This window comes from Cytobacillus sp. Bac17, assembly GCF_024519925.1.
Classification (GTDB): domain Bacteria; phylum Bacillota; class Bacilli; order Bacillales; family Cytobacillaceae; genus Cytobacillus; species Cytobacillus pseudoceanisediminis.
Genome location: NZ_JALJRC010000001.1, coordinates 656,760 through 681,273, shown reverse-complemented (window position 1 = coordinate 681,273; position 24,514 = coordinate 656,760). Strand labels below are relative to the sequence as shown.

Sequence of the window (24,514 nt, the reverse complement as noted above, 5' to 3'; positions counted from 1 at the left end):
TGATTCAGTTCTTATAAATAGGAGGAAATCTTTTGAAATTAAGAGAAGATATTCGAAATATTGCAATTATAGCCCACGTTGACCATGGTAAAACAACATTGGTTGACGAGCTTTTAAAACAGTCCGGGACTTTCCGTTCAAATGAGCATGTGGAAGAGCGCGCGATGGATTCAAATGATCTGGAAAGAGAACGCGGTATTACGATCTTAGCTAAAAACACTGCAGTTAAATATAAAGATACAAGGATTAACATTCTGGATACGCCTGGCCACGCAGATTTTGGCGGTGAAGTAGAACGTATCATGAAAATGGTTGATGGTGTCTTATTAGTAGTTGATGCATATGAAGGGTGTATGCCTCAAACGCGTTTCGTACTCAAAAAGGCTTTGGAGCAAAAATTAACACCAATCGTAGTAGTAAATAAAATTGACAAGGAATCTGCCCGCCCAACAGAAGTTGTTGATGAGGTTATCGATTTATTTATCGAACTTGGTGCAGACGAAGACCAGCTTGAATTTCCGGTCATATATGCTTCAGCTATTGCTGGGACTGCAAGTACAACTCCTGATAAACAGGATGATGATATGCATTCGGTTTATGAAGCAATTATTGACCACATACCAGCACCTGCTGATAATCGTGAAGAGCCGCTCCAATTCCAGGTTGCCCTTTTAGATTACAATGATTATGTGGGAAGAATCGGTATTGGCCGTGTATTCCGGGGAACAATCAAGGTCGGCCAGCAAGTTGCTTTAATGAAGCTTGATGGTTCGGTCAAGCAATTCCGCGTTACAAAAATCTTTGGATTCTTCGGGCTTAAGCGCGAGGAAATTCAAGAAGCATTTCCTGGAGATCTGATCGCTGTTTCCGGAATGGAGGACATCAACGTTGGAGAAACCATCTGTCCTGTCGAGCATCAGGAAGCACTTCCTGTTCTAAGAATAGATGAGCCAACATTGCAAATGACTTTCGTTGTAAATAACAGCCCATTTGCAGGAAGAGAAGGAAAGTATATTACAGCCAGAAAAGTTGAAGAAAGATTGCGTGCCCAGCTTGAGACAGATGTGAGTCTTCGTGTCGAAAATACAGATTCACCTGACGCTTGGGTTGTATCTGGACGTGGAGAACTTCATTTATCAATCCTCATTGAAAATATGCGCCGTGAAGGTTTTGAATTACAGGTTTCCAAGCCTGAAGTAATTATTAGAGAGATTGATGGTGTTCGCTGCGAACCGGTAGAACGTGTTCAAATTGATGTGCCAGAGGATAATACCGGCTCAATCATTGAATCAATGGGTACACGTAAAGGTGAAATGCTTGATATGGTCAATAACGGAAATGGCCAAGTGCGACTAACATTCAACGTCCCAGCTCGCGGACTAATTGGCTACTCCACAGAATTTATGACGCTTACTCGCGGATATGGTATTATCAATCACACATTTGACAGCTACCAGCCTGAAATTAAAGGACAAATCGGAGGCAGAAGCAAGGGTGTGCTTGTTTCCATGGAAAGCGGAAAGTCATCCACATATGGTATTATGCAAGTAGAGGATAGAGGTACCATTTTCGTTGAACCAGGTACTGAAATCTATGAAGGAATGATAGTTGGAGAGCATACTCGCGAAAATGACCTTACTGTCAATATAACTAAAGTGAAGCATGCAACCAACATCCGTTCTGCTAATAAGGATCAAACGAATGTAATTAAAAAGCCGCGTATTTTGACTCTTGAAGAAGCGCTTGAATATTTGAATGATGATGAGCTGCTTGAAGTAACACCTGAGTCAATCAGACTGCGCAAAAAAATTCTTGATAAAAATGAACGTGAAAGAATGGCCAAAAAGAAGAAATACGCTGAAACTAACTAAGGCTAAGAAGGGGAGGAGAGAAGGATATGGATGTTTCACAGCGCCTTTCTTTTTTCGCTGCTTTGTTCAAAGTCCATGAGAATCCCACAACTGGAATGTGGCTTCTATATATAACAATTGTTCTACTATCCATACTGGTTTTTAAATTAGGGTTTGCCAAGAAACTTCCTATAATAAAATCAGCTGTTATATATACCTTCTTGATTTTAGGATGTACCGTGCTTACATTTCTTGGGGTATTCCTTCCTGTAGCAGAAGGTCTTGTTGTGGCTGCGTTAATCTTGATTATCTATAAAATCCGCCTTCACCAGGAAAAGAAAGAACAGGCAAAGGCGGAATAACCGGGAGAGGCTGAGATGAAATCTTTGCAGGATTCACTGTATAACTGGTTAACGATAAAAATTGTCTGTGATAAACGTCCGGATGATACAGCAGCAGCAGACACAGAAAAAATGTTTTTTGACATTCTTTCAGAAGAGCATAAGATTTCTGATATCGAAATTGAGAAAGATGATCTAATGTACTTTGTGCATTATTCTAAGGATAAAGAACGGAAAAAGAGCCGTTTTCCCCGTGAATTAATAGAAGTGATGCTTAATCAGATTCAAAATGAACCAGAAAAGTATGTGAATTATCCAGAGGATTAAGAAAAGCCGTCCCTATATGTTGTTAGGGACGGCTTTTTTATAGTTTAGGAATTTAAAAAATATACAGGACGTGGCGGTTTTAGTTGAACTTCAGCTGATCAAGGCGCTTCCGCTTTTATTCTGCTCTTCATGATCGGTGTTGCCCGATTTACCATTCTTCCTCCTGGACTTTGCTTCGGTAGAGCTTAAAGTTTCCGGTATCTGCTCTTTCTTGAGTTTTTTCGGTAATTCTTGTTTCACATGGTTTGCACATATATGTGTGAATAGGGCGGTTTCGAAGCCGTTTAGCCTGTAAGGACTCGTTTTCAATTGATTCGATTTTATCACAAAGTACACATTTTACTCGCATAGGACACCTCATATTGTTTTTGCTGTTGTTAATACCATTATAGTATAAGTTAAGGATTGATTCGAATGCTTTAACGGCAAATTAAAATTTTTACGGTCAGACCGTATCGGGTTTATTGTGTTAGTTCATATTAGTATAGAAAGTGCAAAGGCTTCAACCAAACTTAAGGATAGGATGTTATTGGTTGAAAGAAAAGCGTTATCATACTATGATGAAGTTAATAAAGGAGGGAAAAGAATGGCAAATCAGGTAGAACCGAAATTAATTAAACCATTATATGACGAACTGCAAAAGGAACGTTTTGTTACACTTGCTACTGTTGATTTTGAAACCGGAGGTCCTAATGTCAATGCGATTTCGTGGGTATTGGCAAAAAATGAGGAAACATTGTATTTTGCAGTCGATAACCGTTCCAGGATTGTTCAAAATATAAATAGCAATAACATGGTTGTTCTGAATATTATTGCGAATGAATCTACATATTCCATCGCTGGTAAAGCTTCCGTTAAGGCAGAAAAGATGGAAGGAGTACCTCTTAAGCTTGCCCTTATGGAAATCACTGTGAAAGAAGTCCGTGATGTTATGTTTTACGGGTCTAAAATCACTGTAGAGCCGCAATATGATAAAACATATGATAAAGACGCAGCAGCCCGTTTGGATAAACAGGTTATGGAAGCGATGAAAAAAGCTTAGTTCCCTCTTGGAACTAAGCTTTTTTTGAGTGGCTAAAAAGCGGCAGGCACCTATACCGATTAGCTAAAAAGCTATAGATGCCTGTCACCCTTTATTTATGATAATTCGATTGTTCTTCCTGTTTTTGTTCGAGCTGTTTTTCCTGATCGTTATCGAGCTTTTTCTTTGGATCTTCGGTTGCGTTTTTCTCATTTTTCTTTTTGGGATCAACTAAATCGGCTGGAACTTCAGGCATAAGCCGGCCTGCGATATCTGCCAGTTCATTCATGATTCCTTGCAAGGGTTCACCGTTTTGGATGTCATCAGCTATTTCCCGCAGCCTTGCGTTAATATCCGGATCAGCCACTACAATTGCTCTTGCACCATGAGGATCATTTTTGAGGCTTTCGGCAACTGAAAATTTAATTGTTCCAACCTCAGAACGGTCGAGGTTTTTGTTCACATCTACTCCGACTATAGCAAAACGTCCAAGGACAACAGCAGTGGCATCATTCACATTAGGAACTCGGGTAGCCAAATTGACAAGATGCCTGGAAACTTGCTGTCCAGTCTCCCTGTCAACTTCCTGTATTGTACTATTTTTAACATTTATCGTGTTGGTATTTTGCTGTTCCTGATGGTCTAGCGCCTGATTGCCGTTCATACCGCACCCTGATAATAGCAATCCTGTCATGCATATCAGCAGCCATCTATTCATATTTGACACCTCCGGGCGATCAAAATTTCCCTGAAAATGAAATTGGTTCACTTGACTTTTCAGGTTCAGGAATAATGAGATTCTTTAATGTTATTGTGCAAAATTTCTTCTATCTTTATTCGGCATTACATATATTTTTACCAAGATAGATTTGTCCACTTCATTAGGTAGCTTTATTCCTGATTAATCAACATCTGTAAAAGAATGAATAATATAAAGCAACAGGAGAATATCCATCAAGATTGAAGGTGATTCTTTCATGAAGCTGCAAATCCGCAAGCAGGGGACCTCGCTTTTGTAATTTGCTAAATAAAGACACAAGAGGAGCAGGAGGCATCATATTGAGTAAAATTTACGTATTAGATACCAATGTCTTGTTGCAGGATCCTAATTCCATATTTTCATTTGAAGAAAATGAAGTAGTCATTCCGGCTGTAGTACTAGAAGAAGTTGATTCTAAGAAAAGGTATATGGATGAAATTGGGAGGAATGCAAGGCAAGTATCCCGGCTGATTGACAGCATGAGGGAGACGGGTAAGCTGCATGAGAAAATACCTCTTGAAAATGGCGGAAGCCTGCGAATTGAGTTAAATCATAGGTCTTTTCATGAACTTCAAGAGATTTTTGTAGAAAAAACAAATGATAATCGGATTTTGGCAGTTGCAAAAAACCTATCACTTGAGGAAGAGACAAAAGAAAATGGACGAACGGTTATTCTTGTAAGCAAAGATGCCCTTGTCAGAGTTAAAGCGGATGCTATCGGGCTAATATCAGAAGACTTCTTAAGTGACCGTGTGGTTGAAAATGATCATTTATATCCTGGGTTTCTGGAAGTCTATATCGGACTCGATATTATGAACCGCTTTTATGAAAAAGGAGAACTGCCGTTATCAGAAATAGCGAACCATCCTTTCTACCCTAATCAGTTTCTGGTGATGAAGGATGCGCTGGGTTCATCTTCGTCTGCGCTTGGTATTGTGGACAAAGGTGGAAAAAAAGTGAAAAAGCTTATTTTTGACCATGATCATATTTGGGGGATCAAGCCAAGGAACGTCCAGCAAACAATGGCTCTTGAGCTCTTGCTGAGAGATGATCTGCCGCTTGTTACTCTTATCGGAAAGGCAGGGACTGGGAAAACTCTTATGGCGCTGGCATCCGGATTAATGCAGACAGAAGATTATGGCCAGTACAAAAAATTACTGGTGGCTCGCCCCATTGTACCGGTAGGAAAAGATTTGGGATTCCTTCCCGGAGAAAAAGAGGAAAAGTTAAGGCCGTGGATGCAGCCGATATATGATAATTTAGAGTACCTGTTTAATGTCAAAAAACCAGGTGAATTGGATGCGATATTGGCTGGTATGGGCTCTATTGAGGTTGAAGCTCTGACATATATTAGGGGGAGAAGCATACCAGATCAATTTATTATTATTGATGAAGCACAGAACCTGACAAAACATGAAGTTAAAACTATTTTAACCAGGGTGGGGGAAGGAAGTAAGATTGTCCTGATGGGAGACCCTGAGCAAATAGATCATCCCTACTTGGATGCTTATAACAACGGGCTCACCTATGTGGTGGAGAGATTTAAAGATCAGGTTATCTCAGGGCATGTTAAGCTTGTTAAAGGTGAGAGATCTGGCCTTGCCCAACTTGCTGCTGACCTATTATAGCCTGCAATGAAAGCGGCTCTGGAATCTGCAGTCTTTATGCCCGTTTGGCTCCCGAAAGAAAAGCGCAAGCGCCTTGCCCACGAATAAACCAGATTAAGAACAACACGTCCTCCCAAAAGCTACCGCTTTAGGTGGTGCGAATTTTATGCAGCCGAAGCTTTCCTTTCCTTGTCCTGGGGCCTCAAGCACAAGACGAGCCTCCCGGAAAGGCGTACTTTGCCTTTTTGGGAGGATTGCCCGAAATGTGCAGGCGACTGCCCAGGGACGACAAGCATAAGAAAGTCCTGCATGAAGGTGTTTTTTCCTTCTGGAAAGGGATTGGCTAGTCTTTCGTCCCTAGGAGCCTCAGCTAGACAAGCATGTGACCTCGAGGGGGGCAGGCTTCATTCGCTAGACATTTTTGGGCGTTCAAATATTGTATATATTAAATAAAAGGGCGATGCACAATCGCCCTCTCCGGTCATTCCACTCTAAATGCCTTCACTCTTTTTATGGGTGAGTTTTGATTGCTTCCATCCCCGTAATAGACATGAACTGGCCCATCTTCTTTTAAAGGTTTTCCATCCTTTGAGAACCCTAATATCAAATCGTCGGCTAGAGATAAAGTTAATCGAATTTCCCCATCTTCACTTTCAATGATAACAGTTTCAGCATTCTCCTTTGGTTCTGCATTCCTAAGAAATGGCTTAAAAGGTATACCGAAAGTGCCTGTCAGAACCTTTTCTTTTTCAAATTTCTTTTCTGTTTTAAGTGTTGGAGGAAATACTGCGCCTTCCATGATTTCTCTATCCCAGTGCTTTGAGACTGCCTTGGTATATTCCTCAAGTTCATTTTTCCTGATGCCATCTTGAATAAAGTATGTTGTCAAATCGAGTCTCCGATCATCGAATATCCAGACTCCTGGATCTAAGGTGATTTGGTATTTAACGTTTCCTTTAAAGGCAATTATATTTTCCATATTGATCCTCCTGTCGGCGCATTAATGTATGTATAGGGTAAGTATACAGATTTTTGAGCGGCTTGTCATACAGGCATTCCCCGCAGTGAGTTGGGACAAGATATCAATATGAAAAGAACGAATCCGGGAGGTTCACAGATGACATGTCATACAAACGCTGATCTTCAGAAGATTGTTAATGAGGCAGCCCTGCATACTGTTTATGGAGAGGTGGCAGGCTATATTCCCGCACTTGCAGAGGTAAATAGGCATGACCTCTCAGCTGCTGTATATAATATCAAAGAAAAAAGCTGTATTTACGCGGGTGATTATCAAAATAAATTCACTCTTCAAAGCATATCCAAAGTTCTTGTTTTGGCTTTGGCGATCCAGGATATGGGATCCGAATATGTTTTCGGAAAAGTGGGAATGGAACCAACTGGTGACCCGTTCAATTCAATTTCCAAACTGGAAACTTCAATCCCCTCTAAACCATTAAATCCAATGATTAATGCAGGAGCTTTAGCAGTAACTAATATGATAAAAGGTGAGAGCTCCGATGAAAAATGGCATCGTATAATAGAGTTTGTGGGGCGGCTCGTAAATGATAAAAATGTATCTTGTAACGAAATAGTTGCAAAATCTGAATTTGAAACCTCATGGCTTAATAGGGCTTTATGCTATTTTATGAAACAGCATGGTGTAATTAATGGTGATGTAGAGGAACTAATAGACATATATACAAGACAGTGTGCAATCGAAATGAACTGCTTTGATCTTGCCAGGGCAGGTGCAGTACTGGCATTGGATGGAAAAGATCCTGAAACATATGAAGAGGTTATTCCGTCTGATATTGCCAGGGTTTGCAAGACGTTAATGGTGACATGCGGGATGTATAATGCTTCTGGAGAGTTTGCTATTAAAGTTGGCATACCAGCAAAGAGCGGGGTATCCGGTGGAATACTAGCTGTGGTGCCAAATAAATGCGGAATTGGCATATTCGGCCCTTCCCTGGACAAGAGAGGAAATAGCATCGCTGGTGTAAAAGTGCTTGAAATGCTTTCAAATCGAAATGACTACAGTATATTTTGAAATATATGGAAAGTGAGTATATTATGAAGGAATTCCTGGTCGAATCCCTTATTATCCTTGCTTTTTTCCAAGCTTAAGTATAAAATTTATAGATAGGATGATCGCTCGGAAATGGAGGGATTGAAAGTTGGCTTCTGACATGATTATTGATCACAAAGAAAAAGCAAATGCTCTATTAAAGGCAGATGCTGCTAAAATATTAAAATTAATTAAGGTGCAAATGGATAATCTGACTATGCCTCAATGTCCTCTATATGAAGAGGTTCTTGATACCCAGATGTTTGGCTTATCCAGAGAAATAGATTTTGCTGTCCGTCTTGGATTAATTGAAGAGGCTGAAGGCAAGGCTATTTTAGATGAATTGGAAAGGGAGCTATCCATGCTCCACGAAGCCTCAGTAAAAAAATAAAAAAAAACTCAAACATCTTTTAAAGATTGTTTGAGTTTTTTTATAACTGCATGAATTTTAAAAGAAATGAAATAGTATATCCACAAGAAAAGAAACCCCTAAGTTGTATAACTTATTTTTAAATTAGTATGGCATAATTATAGAATTTTTTTCTTTGCTGTGTTACATTTAAATTAACTTTTCTTTTCTTCAAAGCAGGATATTCAATACTATAGTAGAATAAGTAATAAACTTTAGAAGATAAGGGAAGAGGGCTGGATGTTTAAAAAAATATTAAAATCATATGATTATACCCTGATTATTGCAGTTGCCCTGTTATCTGTTTTTGGACTCATTATGGTATTCAGTGCAAGCATGGTAACAGCGGTGCAGATCTATGATCAGGAAAGCGACTATTTTTATAATAAGCAAAAAATGCATTTAATTATCTGTGCAATTGTTTTTATTATTGTCGCTCTATTTCCTTACAAAGCAATGCAAAGCAATAAATTTCTTGTTCCGATGGTGTTCATTTCGTTATTCGGCCTGATTGCGCTATTTATTTTTGGTAAAGTAGCCGGCGGGGCGATGAGCTGGTTTGAAATCGGGAGCAGAAGCCTTCAGCCTGCAGAATTTGTCAAGCTTTCAGTCATCATATATTTAGCAGCTGTCTATGCAAAAAAGCAGCCCTATATTAATGAGTTTAATAAAGGGGTTCTTCCCCCGCTTGCTTATCTGATTCTAGCTGCTTTGCTTGTTGCAGTTCAGCCTGACTTTGGTTCTGCGATGATTATTTTTCTGGTAGCAGCTGCCGTCATTTTTACTTCAGGCATGAATTTCAAAAACATATTTAGGCTAGGACTATTCGGGGTAATATTAGCTGCGCCTTTTATCCTTCTGTTAAAAGATAAGATTTTCGCACCTTATCGATTGGGCAGGGTCGAAGCATTTAGGGATCCCTTTGGATCAGAATTCGGGTATCAGCTATCGAATTCCTATATTGCCCTTGGTGCAGGCGGATTAAAAGGGCTCGGTCTTGGCGAAAGCATACAAAAGCTTGGTTATCTTCCTGAAGCGCATACAGACTTCATTATGGCTGTAATTGCTGAAGAGCTTGGGGCATTTGGAGTAGGTTTTGTAATTTTGCTTCTCGGGTATATTGTCCTGAGGGGAATCTTTATCAGTTTAAAGTGTAAAGATGCTTTTGGCAGCTTATTGGCTATTGGCATATCAGCTATGATAGGTATTCAGGCATTCATCAATCTTGCAGGGATTTCCGGTGTTATGCCGCTGACAGGTGTCACACTTCCATTTATCAGCTATGGAGGTTCATCTCTGCTTCAGCTTTCGATTGCAATGGGGATTTTAGTCAATGTATCTATGTTTGTAAATTATGAACAAAAATACAAAAATAAAAATGAACAGACAAAACCGGAATCCATGGAACTGGCTTCCGAAAAAACATTTTCCATTCGTAAATAGGCACAGAAACTTTTCAGTGCTTTATTTATACATCAATCAGCAGAAGCTGATTACATAATTGCTTCCATCAGGGAGCAGCCAATTCAAAGTTACTAAGGCCGGCCAGCGGGAAACCCACCCGGCCTCAACTTGGATTTGGCAGAATATTGCCAAAAAATACATAAAGACGAGGTGTTTTGGTTGAGCAGAAGAATTAACAAGGTATTAGTAGCCAATAGAGGAGAAATTGCCATTCGAGTGTTCCGTGCCTGCACAGAGCTGGATATCCGCACGGTAGCCATCTATTCCAAAGAGGACTCCGGATCCTATCACCGCTATAAAGCAGATGAAGCTTACCTGGTAGGGAAGGGAAAAAAACCGATTGATGCCTATCTGGATATTGAAGGAATCATTGACATTGCGAAAAGCAGTGATGTTGATGCCATTCATCCGGGATACGGATTTCTGTCGGAAAATATTGAATTCGCAAAACGCTGCGAGGAAGAGGGCATCATATTTATCGGTCCTACTTCTAAGCATCTGGACATGTTTGGGGATAAAGTTAAAGCAAGAACCCAGGCACAGCTTGCAGAAATTCCGGTTATTCCAGGCAGTGATGGCCCTGTAGAAAGCCTGGATGAAGTGATTAGCTTTGGCAAAAATCACGGATTCCCCATTATCATTAAAGCTTCACTTGGCGGCGGCGGAAGAGGCATGCGCATCGTAAGGAGCCTGGAAGATGTTAAAGAATCATATGAGCGTGCAAAGTCGGAAGCTAAAGCTGCTTTTGGAAATGATGAAGTTTATGTTGAAAGATTCATAGAAAGGCCAAAACATATAGAGGTACAAATTATTGGTGACAATGAAGGGAATATTGTCCACCTGTATGAAAGAGATTGTTCAGTCCAGAGGCGTCACCAGAAGGTTGTAGAAGTAGCACCTTGCGTATCTCTTTCCGAAAAATTAAGAGATGATATATGCCAGGCTGCTGTCAATCTTATGAAGAATGTAGATTATATTAATGCAGGAACTGTGGAATTCCTTGTATCAGGTGATCAGTTTTATTTCATAGAAGTAAATCCGCGTGTGCAAGTTGAGCATACGATCACCGAAATGGTAACAGGAGTAGATATTGTACAAACACAAATTTTAGTGGCTGAAGGCTACTCGCTGCACAGTAAAGAAGTGGGTGTTCCGGAACAGGAAAATATTCACATTCATGGATTTGCCATTCAATCACGTGTTACAACAGAAGATCCTTTAAATAACTTCATGCCTGATACTGGGCGTTTAATGGCTTACAGATCAGGCGGCGGTTTCGGCGTGCGGCTTGATGCGGGGAACGGTTTCCAGGGGGCAGTAATCACCCCTTATTATGATTCACTGCTTGTTAAACTCTCAACGCACGCTATGACTTTCCAGCAGGCAGCATCAAAAATGGTGCGGAACCTGCAAGAGTTCCGAATCAGGGGCATTAAAACAAATATTCCTTTCCTTGAGAATGTAGTAAAACATGAGAAATTCTTAAGAGGGGAATATGATACATCATTTATTGATGAAACACCTGAACTATTCCTGTTCCCAAAAAGGAAAGACCGCGGAACAAAGATGCTGAGTTATATCGGGAATGTAACTGTTAATGGATTCCCGGGAATTGAAAAGAAGAAACGTCCGGTATTTGATGAGCCGCGGGTGCCAAAATTAAAATACAGCACAGATTACCAGGATGGCACAAAACAAATATTAGATAATCACGGTCCTGAAGGACTTGTTAAATGGATTAAAGAGCAAAAAGAAGTTTTAATTACTGATACGACCTTCCGTGATGCCCATCAATCATTGCTAGCGACAAGAGTAAGGACGAATGACCTGAAGCATATCGCAGAACCGACAGCAAAATTGCTTCCTGATATGTTTTCCTTTGAAATGTGGGGCGGTGCAACTTTTGATGTTGCGTATAGATTCCTGAAAGAAGATCCTTGGGAAAGGCTGCTGACATTGCGCGCAAAAATGCCAAATGTTTTATTCCAGATGCTTCTTCGTGCTTCAAATGCAGTAGGATATAAAAACTATCCGGATAATGTAATAAGAGAGTTTGTTGAAAAATCAGCCTACGCTGGCATTGATGTCTTCCGGATATTCGATAGCCTTAACTGGGTTAAAGGGATGGAAGTCGCAATTGATGCTGTCCGCCAGACAGGGAAAATTGCAGAAGCCTCCATGTGCTATACAGGTGATATTTTGGATCCTGCAAGAACAAAGTACAATCTTAAATACTATAAAGACCTGGCAAAAGAGTTAGAGAATCAGGGAGCCCATATACTGGCAATCAAAGATATGGCTGGTTTATTGAAGCCGCAATCAGCATACACCCTTATATCTGAATTGAAAGAGACTGTTGATATTCCAATTCACCTTCATACTCATGATACGAGCGGAAATGGAATTTTCACATATGCAAAAGCTATTGAGGCTGGAGTGGATATTGTGGATACGGCCCTAAGCACAATGGCAGGTTTAACATCCCAGCCAAGTGCTAATTCTTTATATTACGCACTGCAGGGGAATGACAGACAGCCAAAAATTGATATCCAGTCGCTTGAGCAGTTATCTTACTATTGGGAAGATGTACGCAAATATTACCAGGACTTCGAAAGCGGCATGAAGGCCCCTCATTCAGAAGTCTACCAGCATGAGATGCCTGGCGGACAATACAGTAATCTTCAGCAGCAGGCTAAAGCTGTTGGCCTTGGAGATAAGTGGGATGAAGTTAAGGACATGTATTCCCGTGTGAATCAAATGTTTGGTGATATCGTTAAAGTTACACCTTCTTCCAAGGTAGTTGGTGATATGGCGTTATTTATGGTCCAGAATCAGCTGACAGAGCAGGATGTTTTGAATAAAGGCAAATCTCTGGATTTTCCAGACTCAGTTGTAGAATTGTTTGAAGGCTATTTAGGACAGCCGTATGGAGGATTCCCGGCAGAACTGCAAAAGGTCATATTGAAAGACAGAGAGCCAATCACTGTCCGCCCGGGTGAGCTTCTTGAAGACGTGGATTTCGATGCTTTAAAAGAAAAACTCTTTAAAGAACTGGGCAGGCAAGTTACAAGCTTTGATGCAATTGCCTATGCATTGTATCCAAAAGTATTTATGGACTATATTAAGACCAGTGAACAATTTGGTGATATTTCTGTTCTTGACACCCCAACATTCCTATATGGTCTAAGGCTGGGTGAGGAAGTCGAAATTGAAATTGAAACAGGTAAAACATTGATAGTAAAATTAGTTTCTATTGGCCAGCCTCAAGCTGATGGCACAAGAATTGTTTATTTTGAGCTGAATGGCCAGCCTCGTGAAGTAAGCATAAAAGATGAAAGCATTAAAGCAACTGTAGCCTCCAAGGCAAAAGCTGATCCGCATAATGAAAGTCATATTGCTGCCAGCATGCCGGGAACTGTAATCAAGGTGCTTGTAGAAAAAGGTGAAAAAGTCGAAAAGGGCGATCACTTAATGATTACAGAAGCTATGAAAATGGAAACAACTGTACAGGCGCCATTTTCTGGAACAGTTAAAGACATCCATGTCTCGAACGGTGAAGCAATTCAAACAGGAGACTTATTGATAGAGCTGTCAAAATAAAGTGAAACTGCAATCAGTGTGGATCTTATCCCCACTGATTGTTAGTTGAGGAGGCCACAGTCTTTGTTCTTCTTTTTGGGCCCTTCTATCCTCCTTGATTCCACTGTGTCATGAAGTGGGGGTCTCACTCCCATAAGACTGCGAAAAATTAACAAAAGAGCTTCGGCAGTTTGCCGAAGCTCTTTTGTTTAAAGCAATTATGGAATGGAAGTAATGGTCGGGATAGCAGCGTCATCATTTTTCTCATTTTCCCTAACAGCTGAAACAGCAAGCTCATTCTTCCTGCTCCGTGAGGACAGAAGGATAAAATAGCTTAATACTCCAAATAAGCAGGAAATAAAGAATGCGTGGGCAAGAGCTATATACAGGTTAAGTCGTGTTAAAACAACTAATGCACCAGCAGCAACCTGCAGGGTTACTAAGATAAATGAAATGATCCAGCCCCAATAAACAACTTTCTGCTCCTTGTAATGCTTAATTGCAAGATAAGTAATGTAACCGATCCATATGAAAATTAATCCGGCAGCAGCTCGGTGGCCCATTTGCACCCATTCATACATATTTTCCGGAAGAGCGAAAGAACCGTTAAAGCAAAGCGGCCAGTCACGGCAGACAAGACTTGCATTAACATGGCGCACAAGCGCGCCAGTGTATACAACAGCATAGCTGTATATAGAAACTCCAATAATATGTTTCCTCATTCTTTTATCAATAATGAGCTTCTCGGCTTCGAATTTCTTATCTACTTCAAAGATAAGCAAAGTCAAAAGCAGTACTGCAGCAAATGATATTAAGGAAATCCCGAAATGAAGGGCAAGTACAAAATCAGATTGCCCCCATACTACTGCGGCCGCTCCAATTAAAGCCTGGAGGACAAGGAAGAAGAATGAAGTGAGTGATAAAAACTTTGTTTCCCTTATATGTCCCAATTTTCTCCATGTCCAAATCGATAATATCAGGACCATAAAACCAACTGAGCCTGAAACAAGTCTGTGCGCCAGTTCGATAATCAATTCAGGAGTAATGTCGCTTGGAACAAATTCGCCATTGCAAAGCGGCCAGGATTTTCCGCATCCCATTCCTGATTCAGTTTTAGTTACCAGGGCACCGCCGAGCAAAATTAAGAGCATGCCGATAGTTGTAAGAACGGCAAACCATTTTAAAGATCGTTGCAAAGCCTTTCACCTTCTTTAAATATTCTATGTCTATCAATGGGAAAACAATTGAATTACTAAGTATTTGTCCGTTATCTATCTTATCAAAGATTCTATAAAAAGCCATATAGTAATGTGCGTCATTTTACTTTTTCGATAGTACAGGAATAAAGCTTTTTTTACAACAGTAATAAAATTTATAAAGTTAATTATAGTAAAAAAGGTTGAAACTTGTAATGGAGTTTGCTAGAAATATAAAGGGGGTATAAAATGGATAACCCCTGTCGCGGAAAGTATCACAAAATACATAAAAGTAAGTATATTTTTTCTTCTGTAGTTTTCTGAAGCAGTTTTATTATCTCAAAAAAGCAACCATTCTTTAAGTGAATTTATTTTTTGACACAAATTAGTCATAAATTATTCTAAAAAAATTCACAAAAGAGTTTTAAAGTGTGATTTAATATACAGAGAAATGGTTTAGTTTCATTTAGATAATAAACAGTTTGAATACATTATTAATGGAAGAAAACTATTAGGATTATTATTATTCATCCAGGGTTTACCCCTCGTTTTTTATCGCGTACATAGCTTTGCAGGCATTTATGCTTTATAGTAGGTGTTGTGCAAAGATAGCTTTTGTCTGCGATAAGAGATAAAGGAGGAAAAGATATGTCTAACTCACGGGCTTTGAGTGATGCTGCAATTGAGGACAGTAAGCGAAGCCTTCAAAAAGATATACCTGAAACTACAGTTTGGAAGGATTTTCTTGCCCTAATCAAAATAGGCATTGTGAACTCCAATCTGATTACAACCTTCACCGGACTTTGGCTTGCACTGCACTTTTCCGGAAAGGGATTTTTCAATAATCTTGATCTGGTTCTTTATACAGTCATTGGCTCCTCATTGATTATTGCAGGCTCCTGCAGCCTAAATAATTATATTGACCGCGACATTGATCCATTAATGGAAAGAACAAAAGGGAGGCCAACTGTTACTGGGAAAGTAAACCCGGGCAAGGTTGCACTTTTGAGCTTTCTGCTTATTGGCCTTGGTACGGCCTTTTTAATGTTTACAACAGCAGCAGCAGTTGTAATTGGATTAATTGGCGTTTTCAGCTATGTTGTTTTATATACAATGTGGACGAAACGCAGATTTGTATCCAATACGATTGTAGGCAGCATTTCAGGAGCAGTTCCCCCGCTGATCGGGTGGGCAGCTGCCGATGGCAATCTCGACCCAATGGCTTGGGTGCTGTTCGCTATCGTTTTTATCTGGCAGCCTCCTCATTTTTATGCTTTAGCAATGAGAAGGGTGGAGGAATACCGGGCTGCGGGAGTTCCCATGCTTCCAGTTGTAAAAGGGTTTAAAGCTACCAAAAGGCATATTTACATATGGGTTGCAGCTTTATTGCCGCTGCCATTTCTTATGCCATCACTTGGATTGCCTTTTTTAATCCTGGCCACAGTATTGAATATTGGATGGTTATTGACGGGATTATATGCAAGGAGATTTAACAATGATATAAAATGGGCTACATTAATGTTTGTATACTCCCTGCAATATCTGACCATCATGTTTGTAGCTATGGTGATCATCACAATTATCTAACTTAGTTAGGAAATTCTTTCTTTCGCTAGTAACGAGAGAGGATTTATCCATATTTTTTGATCAAACAATTCAAAAAATGAAATTTTTACGAAAGAGGGGTTTGATTAAGCTATGAAAAGGCTTGCAAAGTGGCGTCTTTTTTCTCTGTTTGCAATGATGGCGCTCATTCTTTCCGCTTGCTCAGGCAAACCGTATTTATCTACGCTGAATCCTGCCGGCGAAGTGGCGCAAACACAATTTGATTTGATGGTGTTAAGTACTGCAATTATGGTAGGAGTAATTGCGGTCGTAACAGTAATCTTCTTTATTGTTATTTTTAAATTCCGCCGCAAGGACGACAGAATTCCAAAACAAGTTGAAGGAAGCCACAAACTGGAAATCATTTGGACTGTTATTCCTATTCTTTTGCTTCTAATTCTTGCTGTACCTACAGTTTCTGCTACCTTTAAGCTTGCAGATGTAAGCCCAATGGAAAAGAAGAATGAAGAAGGCAAAACAGACGCACTTGTTGTTAATGTGCGTGCAAACTTATACTGGTGGGAATTTGAATATCCAAACCAGGAAATTATCACTGGCCAGGAATTAGTTGTGCCAACTGATGAAAAAGTTTATTTCAATCTTATTGCTTCAGATGTTAAGCACTCCTTCTGGATCCCTGCTGTAGGCGGTAAGCTGGATACGAACACTGACAACGTGAACAAATTCTGGCTGAAATTTGATGGTGAAAAGGCTGCTGAGGCTGATAATTTCTTCTATGGAAAATGTGCTGAGCTTTGTGGTCCTTCCCACGCTCTAATGGATTTCAAAGTTAAAGCGGTTCCACGAGATCAATTCGATCAATGGGTAACTGCCATGCAGGACGTTAAAGAACCTAAAAAGGCAGAGACAGATCTGGCTCAAGCTGGTCAGGAAGTCTTCAATAACAGCTGTATCGGCTGTCATGCTGTAACACCGGCTAACACTGCTCCTGAAGCAGCTCGTCTAGCTCCTAACTTAACGAACTTCGGTGATCGTGACCGTATTGCTGGTATCCTTGACCATACTGAGGAAGATCTTAAGGATTGGTTAAGAGATCCAGAGACATTCAAGCCTGGAAATAAAATGACAGGTACGTATGGCGAATTGACTGAAGAACAGCTTGATGCCCTTACAGAATACTTAATGGGCTTGAAAGTTACCGAACAATAGGGGATTTTTGAAAAGGGAGGTAAAATTGTGAGTACCTTAGCACAAAAAAAAGGTTTCGGAGCGGTTTTATGGGATTACTTAACAACAGTTGACCATAAAAAAATCGCAATCCTTTATCTTATAGCTGGCGGATTTTTCTTCTTGCTTGGCGGATTGGAAGCTATGTTCATCCGTATCCAGCTAGCAGTACCAAATAATGACTTTGTAAGTGCCGGATTGTATAATGAGATATTAACAATGCACGGTACAACGATGATCTTCTTGGCGGCTATGCCACTAATTTTTGCTTTTATGAATGCAGTTATGCCACTTCAAATCGGTGCGCGTGACGTTGCGTTCCCATTCTTGAATTCTTTAGGATTCTGGCTGTTTTTCTTTGGCGGAGTTTTCTTGAACCTATCATGGTTCTTAGGCGGAGCTCCTGATGCCGGCTGGACTTCTTATGCTTCTTTATCAATTGCTTCTGAAGGGCATGGGATCGACTTCTATGCACTTGGGCTGCAGATATCAGGGGCTGGTACGTTAATCGGGGGTATTAACTTCCTTGTTACCATCATTAACATGCGTGCTCCTGGTATGACATACATGCGTATGCCGATGTTCACATGGGCAACTTTTGTTACATCTGCATTGATTTTGTTTGCATTCCCTGCTTTAACAGTAGGATTATTCCTGTTAATTTTCGACCGTATGTTTGGATCTAACTTCTTTGATCCGGCAATGGGCGGTAATACAATTATCTGGGAGCACTTCTTCTGGATTTTTGGTCACCCTGAAGTTTATATCTTGGTATTGCCGGCTTTCGGTATTTTCTCTGAGATATTTGCGATTTTCTCAAGAAAGCGTCTTTTCGGATACTCTTCCATGGTATTCGCAACGGTTCTTATTGGTTTCTTAGGATTCATGGTATGGGCTCACCATATGTTTACAACTGGTATGGGGCCGATTGCTAACGCAATTTTTGCTGTTGCCACTATGGCGATTGCAGTACCGACTGGTATTAAGATCTTTAACTGGCTATTTACAATGTGGGGCGGAAGCATAACGTTCACAACTCCAATGCTTTGGGCTGTTGCCTTTATTCCTTCCTTCGTAGCCGGCGGTGTAACTGGTGTAATGCTTGCATCTGCTGCACAGGATTATCAGTACCATGATAGCTACTTTGTAGTTGCTCACTTCCATTATGTTATTGTCGGCGGTGTTGTGTTTGCATTATTTGCAGGTGCACATCTATACTGGCCAAAGATGTTCGGAACAATGCTAAACGAGTTCCTTGGAAAAATTACATTCGTATTATTCTTTATTGGATTCCATTTAACATTCTTTATCCAGCATTTCCTCGGCCTTTGGGGAATGCCTCGCCGTATCTTCACTTTCCTTCCTGGACAGGGACTTGAAACGGCAAATATGGTTAGTACTGTCGGTGCCTTCTTCATGGCAGCTGCAGTAATCATTATGTTAATTAATATTGTCATTACAAGTGTTAAAAATGAAAAAGTTGGCAATGATCCTTGGGGAGATGGCCGTACTTTAGAATGGGCCATTCCATCACCGCCACCATTCTACAACTTTAAGCAGCTTCCGCTGGTTCGCGGTCTTGATGCATATTGGCTTGAAAAAATGGAAGGCAAAAAAGGCATGTCACCTGCTGAGCCGCTTGGTGATATTCATATGCCAAACAACTCTTTCATTCCATTTGTAATTTCTTTAGGTCTATTTGTTGCTGCATTTGGTGCAATGTACCGAGCGGAGCATAGCTGGGGTATTCCAGTCCTAATCGCTGGTATGCTTATTACCTTAGGTTCTATGTTTGTTCGTTCTGTTAAGGATGATCATGGATACCACATTCATAAAGAAGATTTGGAAGATAATAATGATAAGGGGGTTAAGGCATAATGGCTGCTGAACAAAAAATGACTTATGAAACTTGGCCGGCGTCGCCTGAAAAGCAAACCCTCGAAGCCAAGAACAAATTCTTAGGTTTCTGGTTTTTCCTTGGGGGAGAGACGGTTCTATTCGCATCCCTCTTCGCAACATACCTTGCCTTAAAAGATAAAGTACCTAGCAGTGATATGGCTTTAGCGAAGGACTTGTTTGAAATTCCATTGGCATTCATTATGACGATGCTATTATTAACAAGCTCGTTAACAAGCGTGTACGCTATGTACCACATGAAGAATTTTAACTTTAAAAAGATGCAGCTATGGCTTGGAATTACTGTTTTGCTTGGACTTGGATTCCTAGGATTGGAAATTTACGAGTTCAATCACTATGTGCATGAATTCCATCATAGCTTTACAAGCAGCGCCTTTGGTTCAGCTTTCTATACATTAGTCGGCTTCCATGGTGGTCACGTTGCATTTGGTTTACTGTGGATCACTACTTTAATGATCCGCAACAGCAAGAGGGGATTAAGCCTTTACAATGCTCCTAAGTTCTATGTTGCCAGCCTGTACTGGCACTTCATCGACGTTGTTTGGGTATTCATCTTCACTGTAGTATATTTAATGGGAATGGTGGGATAAACTGATGGCCAATCAACAACCAAACTCAGGTAACCCAAGAGTAGACATTGAATATAGACGCAAAAAAAGTGCAGAAGAGATGAAACATCAAGTTATCACCTTTGCACTTATGATCTTCCTGACAATTGTTGCGTTCGTAGCAGCAGGTTATGAAGGTTTCTCTGGATGGTTTATTGTTCCATTCATCCTGATTCTTGCAATTGTGCAAGTAATCTTTCAATTATATTATTTCATGCATATGAGTCACAAAGGTCATGAAGCACCTGCATTGTTCTTATATTCCGGAGCATTAGTCGGATTTATCACAATCATTGCTTTCTTGACTGTTATTTGGTGGTAAGTATAAGAGAAAATCGGCTGATGGCCGATTTTCTTTTTATGTAACGCAGCTTTAGCAAATTAATAAGCATTTATTGATTTATTGAGATTGCAGGCTGAAAAGAGTATAATGATACTTGTCAATATGGAAAGCAGAATATTCATGGCAGGATGCGTTTATGGCAGGTGATCAATATTGAATGAGGTGAAAGCATGTCTTTAGAAATATTCGGTTTTCGTGCACTTTGGAGTCCATATTTCTTTTTATTTGTACTATTGATACTTACAGGCTACTATATGATTACAATAAAGTACCGCGGAAAGTTCAAGAATAGCGAGCCTTTAACTAGAAGGCAGGGTGTTTATTTTACTGTCGCGATGATCGTGTTATATGTAATTAAGGGCTCCCCTGTGGATTTGATGGGCCATTTAATGTTCTATGCACATATGATTCAAATGGCTATCCTGTATTTAGTTGTTCCTCCCCTTGTTGTCATGGGAGTCCCTCAATGGTTATGGAGAGCAGTGATTAATCACAAAGCTATTAAACCTGTATTCCGTCTTTTTACAAAGCCATTAATAGCCATAATCCTGTTTAATGGAGTATTTTCCATTTACCACATACCGGATGTTTTTGATGTAGTCAAAACAGATATGATGTTCCATACTGTGTATACATCTGCTCTGTTCCTGCTTGCAATCTTTATGTGGTGGCCGACGATTAATGAGCTCCCTGAAATGGAATCCCTTGACGGTCTGAAAAAGGTAGGATATGTTTTTGCCAATGGTGTTTTATTGACACCAGCGTGTGCACTGATCATATTTGCAGATACTCCAATGTACAACACATATTCTGATCCGAATGCCTGGGCGCAGGCGCTTCAGTTGTGTGTCCCATCTGCAACACTGGCAAGCCTGAACCTCAGCGGACCCGAAATGTTTAATTCAATGTCACTTATACACGACCAGCAGCTTGGCGGCGTAATTATGAAGATCATCCAGGAAATTGTCTATGGCATCATCCTCGCGCAAATCTTCTATGCATGGTATAAAAAAGAACAGGAAATTACACCTTCAGAGGAAGAAACAATGCTAAATCCGCATTTAGTAAAATAATGAAACTCCAGTCAGCGGCTGGAGTTTTTTTTATAAAATACTTATTTTTCCTTTTTCTTAAACCAGCAATGAAATCTATCACTTACTAATTGATAAATATTGAACAATTAAGGAACTTTTATGAAAAGCCCTTACAGTTTGTTGAAAAAAACAGTGCACTCTACTAAAATTAACTTTGTACTAATCAACAACATACTGCTGAATTTCAAACCGATATTGGAGAGAGGAAGAATCTATGGAATACTCATTGCCTATACTGCCTACCATCAGCACTACTTTTATTGTACTCAGTGCAATAACGGTTGCGATTGGATGGGTCCAAATTAGCCAAAAGAAGCTTGAAGCTCATAAAAAAACAATGACCTTGGCTGCTGTGTTTGCTGTTATTTTCTTTATCATATATGCCAGCAGAACAGTATTTATAGGAAATACTGCTTTTGGGGGCCCTGATGATATAAAAATTTATTATACAATTTTCTTGATTTTTCATATTACGCTTGCAACTGTAGGAGCAGTATTAGGAATTATCTCATTATATACAGGCTATAAAAATAAATTGGCAGCACATAGAAAATTAGGCCCGGTTACTAGTGTAGTCTGGTTCTTTACTGGCATAACAGGTGTTGCAGTCTATTTGCTGCTGTATGTTTTCTATCACGGCGGAGAAACAACCTCTGTCATTAAGGCGATTTTGGGTACGTAACAGGTTAAAGATGCCGCTATCTATTCAGCGGTATTTTTTTATGCTCATAATTATATCCACTTCCTGTTTTAAAAGGACTTATTAAGTTTATGGCGAATATTATAAGGATATTTAATTGGGAGTGAATGTTGTGCCTGTAAGAAAATTATCAGAGAATGAATATATAGAGGCCATGAAGCTTTCCATGTATGCTTTTCAGTACAATGTGCCTGAAGCTGACATCCCAGCCAGGAAGGACCGATTAAATAATCATTCCATTTTTGGTATCTGGGAAGAGGGAAGCCTGGCTGCGAAGCTCCACATCATCCCACTTAAAGTTCATATTAATGGATTTGAATGGAACATGGGAGGTGTTGCAGGTGTGGCAACATATCCTGAATTCAGGAGAAAAGGGTATGTAAGCAGCCTGATAAAGCACGCTTTGATCGAGATGGACAAAAAGGATCAGCTTTTTTCATTTTTGCATCCTTTTAATATTTCTTTCTATCGGAAATTCGGATGGGAGATATTCACCGAATATAAGAAAACCCTTATTAACAAAAAAGATTTACAAATGGCCGGAAAACCTTCAGGGACCATTAAACGATATACTAAGAACCAGCACACAAAAACCATAGAAAAAATTTATAAAGAATATATGCTGCGGTATTCAGGCGGGCTTGTAAGAGACGCATATTGGTGGGAGAACTTTGTTTATTCAGACTATCAGGTTGCGGTGTACTTTGACGAAGCAGGTGAAGGACAGGGCTATATTTTATTCAAAGTAAAAGACAATAAAATGGAGGTCGAAGAATTTGCAGCTTTAAATCAGGAAGCCAGAGTGAATTTATGGAATTTTATCTGTCAGCATGATTCGATGGTTGAGGAAGTAAAGATCATTACATCAGTACACGATCCATTTCCTTATTACCTGAATCAGCCATATTTAAAAATGGAGGTTTTCCCTTACTTTATGGGGAGAATCGTCAATGCTGATAAGTGTCTCAGCCAATATTCATTCAATGAAAATAGTGAAAATGTCTTTCTTCATATCGAGGATCACCATGCACCATGGAATAATGGAAGCTACTTAATTGCAGGCGATGGTGTCAGGGTGTTTAAAGAGAAAGAAGGAAGCCAATGCACAAAACCTCCAGCTCGAGGTCTGCGCTTGTCTATCAATGCCCTTTCAGCGATTATAATTGGCTATAAGAGGCCAATGGAGTTATATGATTTAGGCGAAATTAAAGGACCAAGAAATGATGCTGAGATACTGGAAAGAAAAATTCCTGTTCAACAATCCTTTTTCTATGACTTTTTTTAAGAAAACTCAGTAGAGATATATGCAGGAAAGAAAAAGCGTCCTAGCGGACGCTTTTTTACTTATTCATTGAGTTTATATTTTGAAATTCATCCTAATAAGTCCTGCTTCTTTTGCGGAATTAAACGCAATGACCAGTAATGGGCCAATAATGAAGCCCAGTATTCCGATGAGTTTCAGGCCTAGATACATGGCTATTAGCGTAGCAAGCGGAGATAGCCCTATATGGGTGCCCATTACCTTTGGCTCTACTGTTCTGCGGATAATTAACAGGACGGCTGCAAGAATTGCCAATTGTGTACCCATAGCTAAATCTCCTGTCAGCAGGTGGAACAATGCCCATGGGCCAAGAATGACAATCGAGCCAATAATAGGGATAAAGTCAATAATCCAAATGATTATAGACATGATCAATGCCATTTCTGGATTGATGAATAATAATCCAATCAGGGAAACGATAAAGATAATCACACTTACTAGAAATTGGGCCTTAAAAAAGCCAAATCCGACATAGGACAGCCGTGAAGTCATAAACTTGACTTTATCTGCTGTTTTTTCTGTAAGGTGATTATATAAGCCTTTCCTTAATCGGGGAAGATCTATTAAAAACAAAAATAATGCAATCAAATATACGATGAAACTGACAAGATAATTCGGGATGTTTGTCAGAAGTGCTTTTAAGCTATCAATATTTACGTAAGCGACAAGGTCATTCTTCGTTTTATTCAAGAAGGATTGAATCTGGTTGCTTATTTCATCAACAAGGTCTTTAGGAAGGTCTTTGGCGGCATTGGAAAAGTCCGCTTCTGCCCTGAGCCATGCTTTTGTGATTTCATTAATGTACATAGGAGCATTCTCAACAAGTTTAATGGCTTCAGTTATCACTTTTGTCGTAATAAAATAGCCTGATAAGCCAATGAAGAGGACAAATCCTAGAAAAGTAATCAGCACGGATACTCTTCGGTTTATTTTTATTTTATTTTGCAGCAGTTTCACAACCGGCTCCAGGATTAATGCGGTAATAAATGCAACAATCAGCGGAACAGAAACAGGCAAAATGAAATAAAAAACGGCAGTTATAAGAATTACAGCAATCAATATTAATAAAAAACGTTTTGTGAATATCGCAGACAAAATAAGTCCCCTTCCCCAATT

At 39.8% G+C, this 24,514-nt stretch carries 22 protein-coding genes; 17 read left to right on the top strand and 5 right to left on the bottom strand.

Annotated elements, in window-relative coordinates; all coding sequences use genetic code 11:
- Nucleotides 1-32 precede the first annotated feature (32 nt).
- The 3 genes from typA to NR125_RS03355 are packed head-to-tail and all read left to right on the top strand — an operon-like array spanning nucleotide 33 to nucleotide 2,518.
- Nucleotides 33-1,871 (top strand): translational GTPase TypA, encoded by a 1,839-nt coding sequence (typA, locus tag NR125_RS03365; protein WP_009330962.1) that lies wholly within the window; start codon nucleotides 33-35, stop codon nucleotides 1,869-1,871.
- Between the two features lie 26 nt (nucleotides 1,872-1,897).
- Nucleotides 1,898-2,212, top strand: coding sequence for a YlaH-like family protein (locus tag NR125_RS03360; protein ID WP_009330961.1), 315 nt, complete (start codon nucleotides 1,898-1,900; stop codon nucleotides 2,210-2,212).
- 15 nt (nucleotides 2,213-2,227) lie between these two features.
- Nucleotides 2,228-2,518, top strand: a complete 291-nt coding sequence (locus NR125_RS03355) for a hypothetical protein (RefSeq protein ID WP_071160288.1) — start codon at nucleotides 2,228-2,230, stop codon at nucleotides 2,516-2,518.
- Between the two features lie 148 nt (nucleotides 2,519-2,666).
- Here the strand turns inward: NR125_RS03355 and NR125_RS03350 are convergent, their stop codons facing one another.
- Nucleotides 2,667-2,867, bottom strand: coding sequence for a YlaI family protein (locus NR125_RS03350; RefSeq protein WP_009330956.1), 201 nt, complete (start codon nucleotides 2,865-2,867; stop codon nucleotides 2,667-2,669).
- A 237-nt stretch (nucleotides 2,868-3,104) separates the two neighbouring features.
- Between NR125_RS03350 and NR125_RS03345 the strand changes: the two genes are divergently transcribed.
- Nucleotides 3,105-3,560, top strand: coding sequence for a pyridoxamine 5'-phosphate oxidase family protein (locus tag NR125_RS03345; protein ID WP_019381680.1), 456 nt, complete (start codon nucleotides 3,105-3,107; stop codon nucleotides 3,558-3,560).
- Nucleotides 3,561-3,651: 91 nt separating this feature from the next.
- Here the strand turns inward: NR125_RS03345 and NR125_RS03340 are convergent, their stop codons facing one another.
- Complete coding sequence (locus NR125_RS03340) at nucleotides 3,652-4,257, bottom strand: YhcN/YlaJ family sporulation lipoprotein (RefSeq protein ID WP_009330954.1); 606 nt, start codon at nucleotides 4,255-4,257, stop codon at nucleotides 3,652-3,654.
- Nucleotides 4,258-4,595: 338 nt separating this feature from the next.
- Here NR125_RS03340 and NR125_RS03335 point away from each other — a divergent pair, with 338 nt between their 5' ends.
- Complete coding sequence (locus NR125_RS03335; protein WP_180321099.1) at nucleotides 4,596-5,927, top strand: PhoH family protein; 1,332 nt, start codon at nucleotides 4,596-4,598, stop codon at nucleotides 5,925-5,927.
- Between the two features lie 460 nt (nucleotides 5,928-6,387).
- Here the strand turns inward: NR125_RS03335 and NR125_RS03330 are convergent, their stop codons facing one another.
- Complete coding sequence (locus NR125_RS03330; protein ID WP_009330952.1) at nucleotides 6,388-6,885, bottom strand: molybdopterin-binding protein; 498 nt, start codon at nucleotides 6,883-6,885, stop codon at nucleotides 6,388-6,390.
- A 138-nt stretch (nucleotides 6,886-7,023) separates the two neighbouring features.
- Between NR125_RS03330 and glsA the strand changes: the two genes are divergently transcribed.
- The 4 genes from glsA (at nucleotide 7,024) to pyc (ending at nucleotide 13,447) form a co-directional block, all read left to right on the top strand.
- Nucleotides 7,024-7,956, top strand: a complete 933-nt coding sequence (gene glsA / locus NR125_RS03325; RefSeq protein ID WP_009330951.1) for a glutaminase A — start codon at nucleotides 7,024-7,026, stop codon at nucleotides 7,954-7,956.
- Between the two features lie 127 nt (nucleotides 7,957-8,083).
- Nucleotides 8,084-8,365 carry an Fpa/YlaN family protein gene (locus NR125_RS03320; protein WP_019381685.1) on the top strand — a complete coding sequence of 94 codons (282 nt, stop codon included), beginning with the start codon at nucleotides 8,084-8,086 and terminating at the stop codon, nucleotides 8,363-8,365.
- 258 nt (nucleotides 8,366-8,623) lie between these two features.
- The gene (locus tag NR125_RS03315; protein WP_009330949.1) at nucleotides 8,624-9,826 is read left to right on the top strand and encodes an FtsW/RodA/SpoVE family cell cycle protein; all 1,203 of its coding nucleotides are present in this window, start codon (nucleotides 8,624-8,626) and stop codon (nucleotides 9,824-9,826) included.
- Nucleotides 9,827-10,006: 180 nt separating this feature from the next.
- Nucleotides 10,007-13,447 (top strand): pyruvate carboxylase, encoded by a 3,441-nt coding sequence (pyc, locus tag NR125_RS03310; RefSeq protein WP_071160286.1) that lies wholly within the window; start codon nucleotides 10,007-10,009, stop codon nucleotides 13,445-13,447.
- Between the two features lie 197 nt (nucleotides 13,448-13,644).
- Here the strand turns inward: pyc and NR125_RS03305 are convergent, their stop codons facing one another.
- Nucleotides 13,645-14,622 (bottom strand): COX15/CtaA family protein, encoded by a 978-nt coding sequence (locus NR125_RS03305; RefSeq protein ID WP_071160284.1) that lies wholly within the window; start codon nucleotides 14,620-14,622, stop codon nucleotides 13,645-13,647.
- A gap of 648 nt (nucleotides 14,623-15,270) precedes the next feature.
- Here NR125_RS03305 and cyoE point away from each other — a divergent pair.
- The 8 genes from cyoE (at nucleotide 15,271) to NR125_RS03265 (ending at nucleotide 23,362) form a co-directional block, all read left to right on the top strand.
- On the top strand, nucleotides 15,271-16,209 hold the full coding sequence (cyoE, locus tag NR125_RS03300; RefSeq protein ID WP_009330946.1) for a heme o synthase: 939 nt from the start codon (nucleotides 15,271-15,273) through the stop codon (nucleotides 16,207-16,209).
- A 111-nt stretch (nucleotides 16,210-16,320) separates the two neighbouring features.
- Complete coding sequence (coxB, locus tag NR125_RS03295; RefSeq protein ID WP_009330945.1) at nucleotides 16,321-17,397, top strand: cytochrome c oxidase subunit II; 1,077 nt, start codon at nucleotides 16,321-16,323, stop codon at nucleotides 17,395-17,397.
- 27 nt (nucleotides 17,398-17,424) lie between these two features.
- On the top strand, nucleotides 17,425-19,293 hold the full coding sequence (gene ctaD, locus NR125_RS03290; protein WP_009330944.1) for a cytochrome c oxidase subunit I: 1,869 nt from the start codon (nucleotides 17,425-17,427) through the stop codon (nucleotides 19,291-19,293).
- The gene (locus NR125_RS03285) at nucleotides 19,293-19,922 is read left to right on the top strand and encodes a cytochrome (ubi)quinol oxidase subunit III (RefSeq protein WP_009330943.1); all 630 of its coding nucleotides are present in this window, start codon (nucleotides 19,293-19,295) and stop codon (nucleotides 19,920-19,922) included. The genes ctaD and NR125_RS03285 overlap by 1 nt, the downstream gene beginning before the upstream one ends.
- 4 nt (nucleotides 19,923-19,926) lie before the next feature.
- A complete protein-coding gene (gene ctaF / locus NR125_RS03280; RefSeq protein WP_009330942.1) occupies nucleotides 19,927-20,262 on the top strand; it encodes a cytochrome c oxidase subunit IVB in 336 nt (111 codons plus the stop codon).
- A 191-nt stretch (nucleotides 20,263-20,453) separates the two neighbouring features.
- A complete protein-coding gene (ctaG, locus tag NR125_RS03275; RefSeq protein WP_019381690.1) occupies nucleotides 20,454-21,356 on the top strand; it encodes a cytochrome c oxidase assembly factor CtaG in 903 nt (300 codons plus the stop codon).
- A 235-nt stretch (nucleotides 21,357-21,591) separates the two neighbouring features.
- On the top strand, nucleotides 21,592-22,059 hold the full coding sequence (locus NR125_RS03270; RefSeq protein WP_009330940.1) for a DUF420 domain-containing protein: 468 nt from the start codon (nucleotides 21,592-21,594) through the stop codon (nucleotides 22,057-22,059).
- 130 nt (nucleotides 22,060-22,189) lie between these two features.
- Entirely contained in the window at nucleotides 22,190-23,362 is a 1,173-nt protein-coding gene (locus NR125_RS03265; RefSeq protein ID WP_071160281.1) for a GNAT family N-acetyltransferase, read from the top strand.
- Nucleotides 23,363-23,434: 72 nt separating this feature from the next.
- Here the strand turns inward: NR125_RS03265 and ytvI are convergent, their stop codons facing one another.
- Nucleotides 23,435-24,493: a sporulation integral membrane protein YtvI gene (gene ytvI / locus NR125_RS03260; RefSeq protein ID WP_009330938.1), complete on the bottom strand. Its 1,059-nt coding sequence runs from the start codon at nucleotides 24,491-24,493 to the stop codon at nucleotides 23,435-23,437.
- Nucleotides 24,494-24,514: the final 21 nt, after the last annotated feature.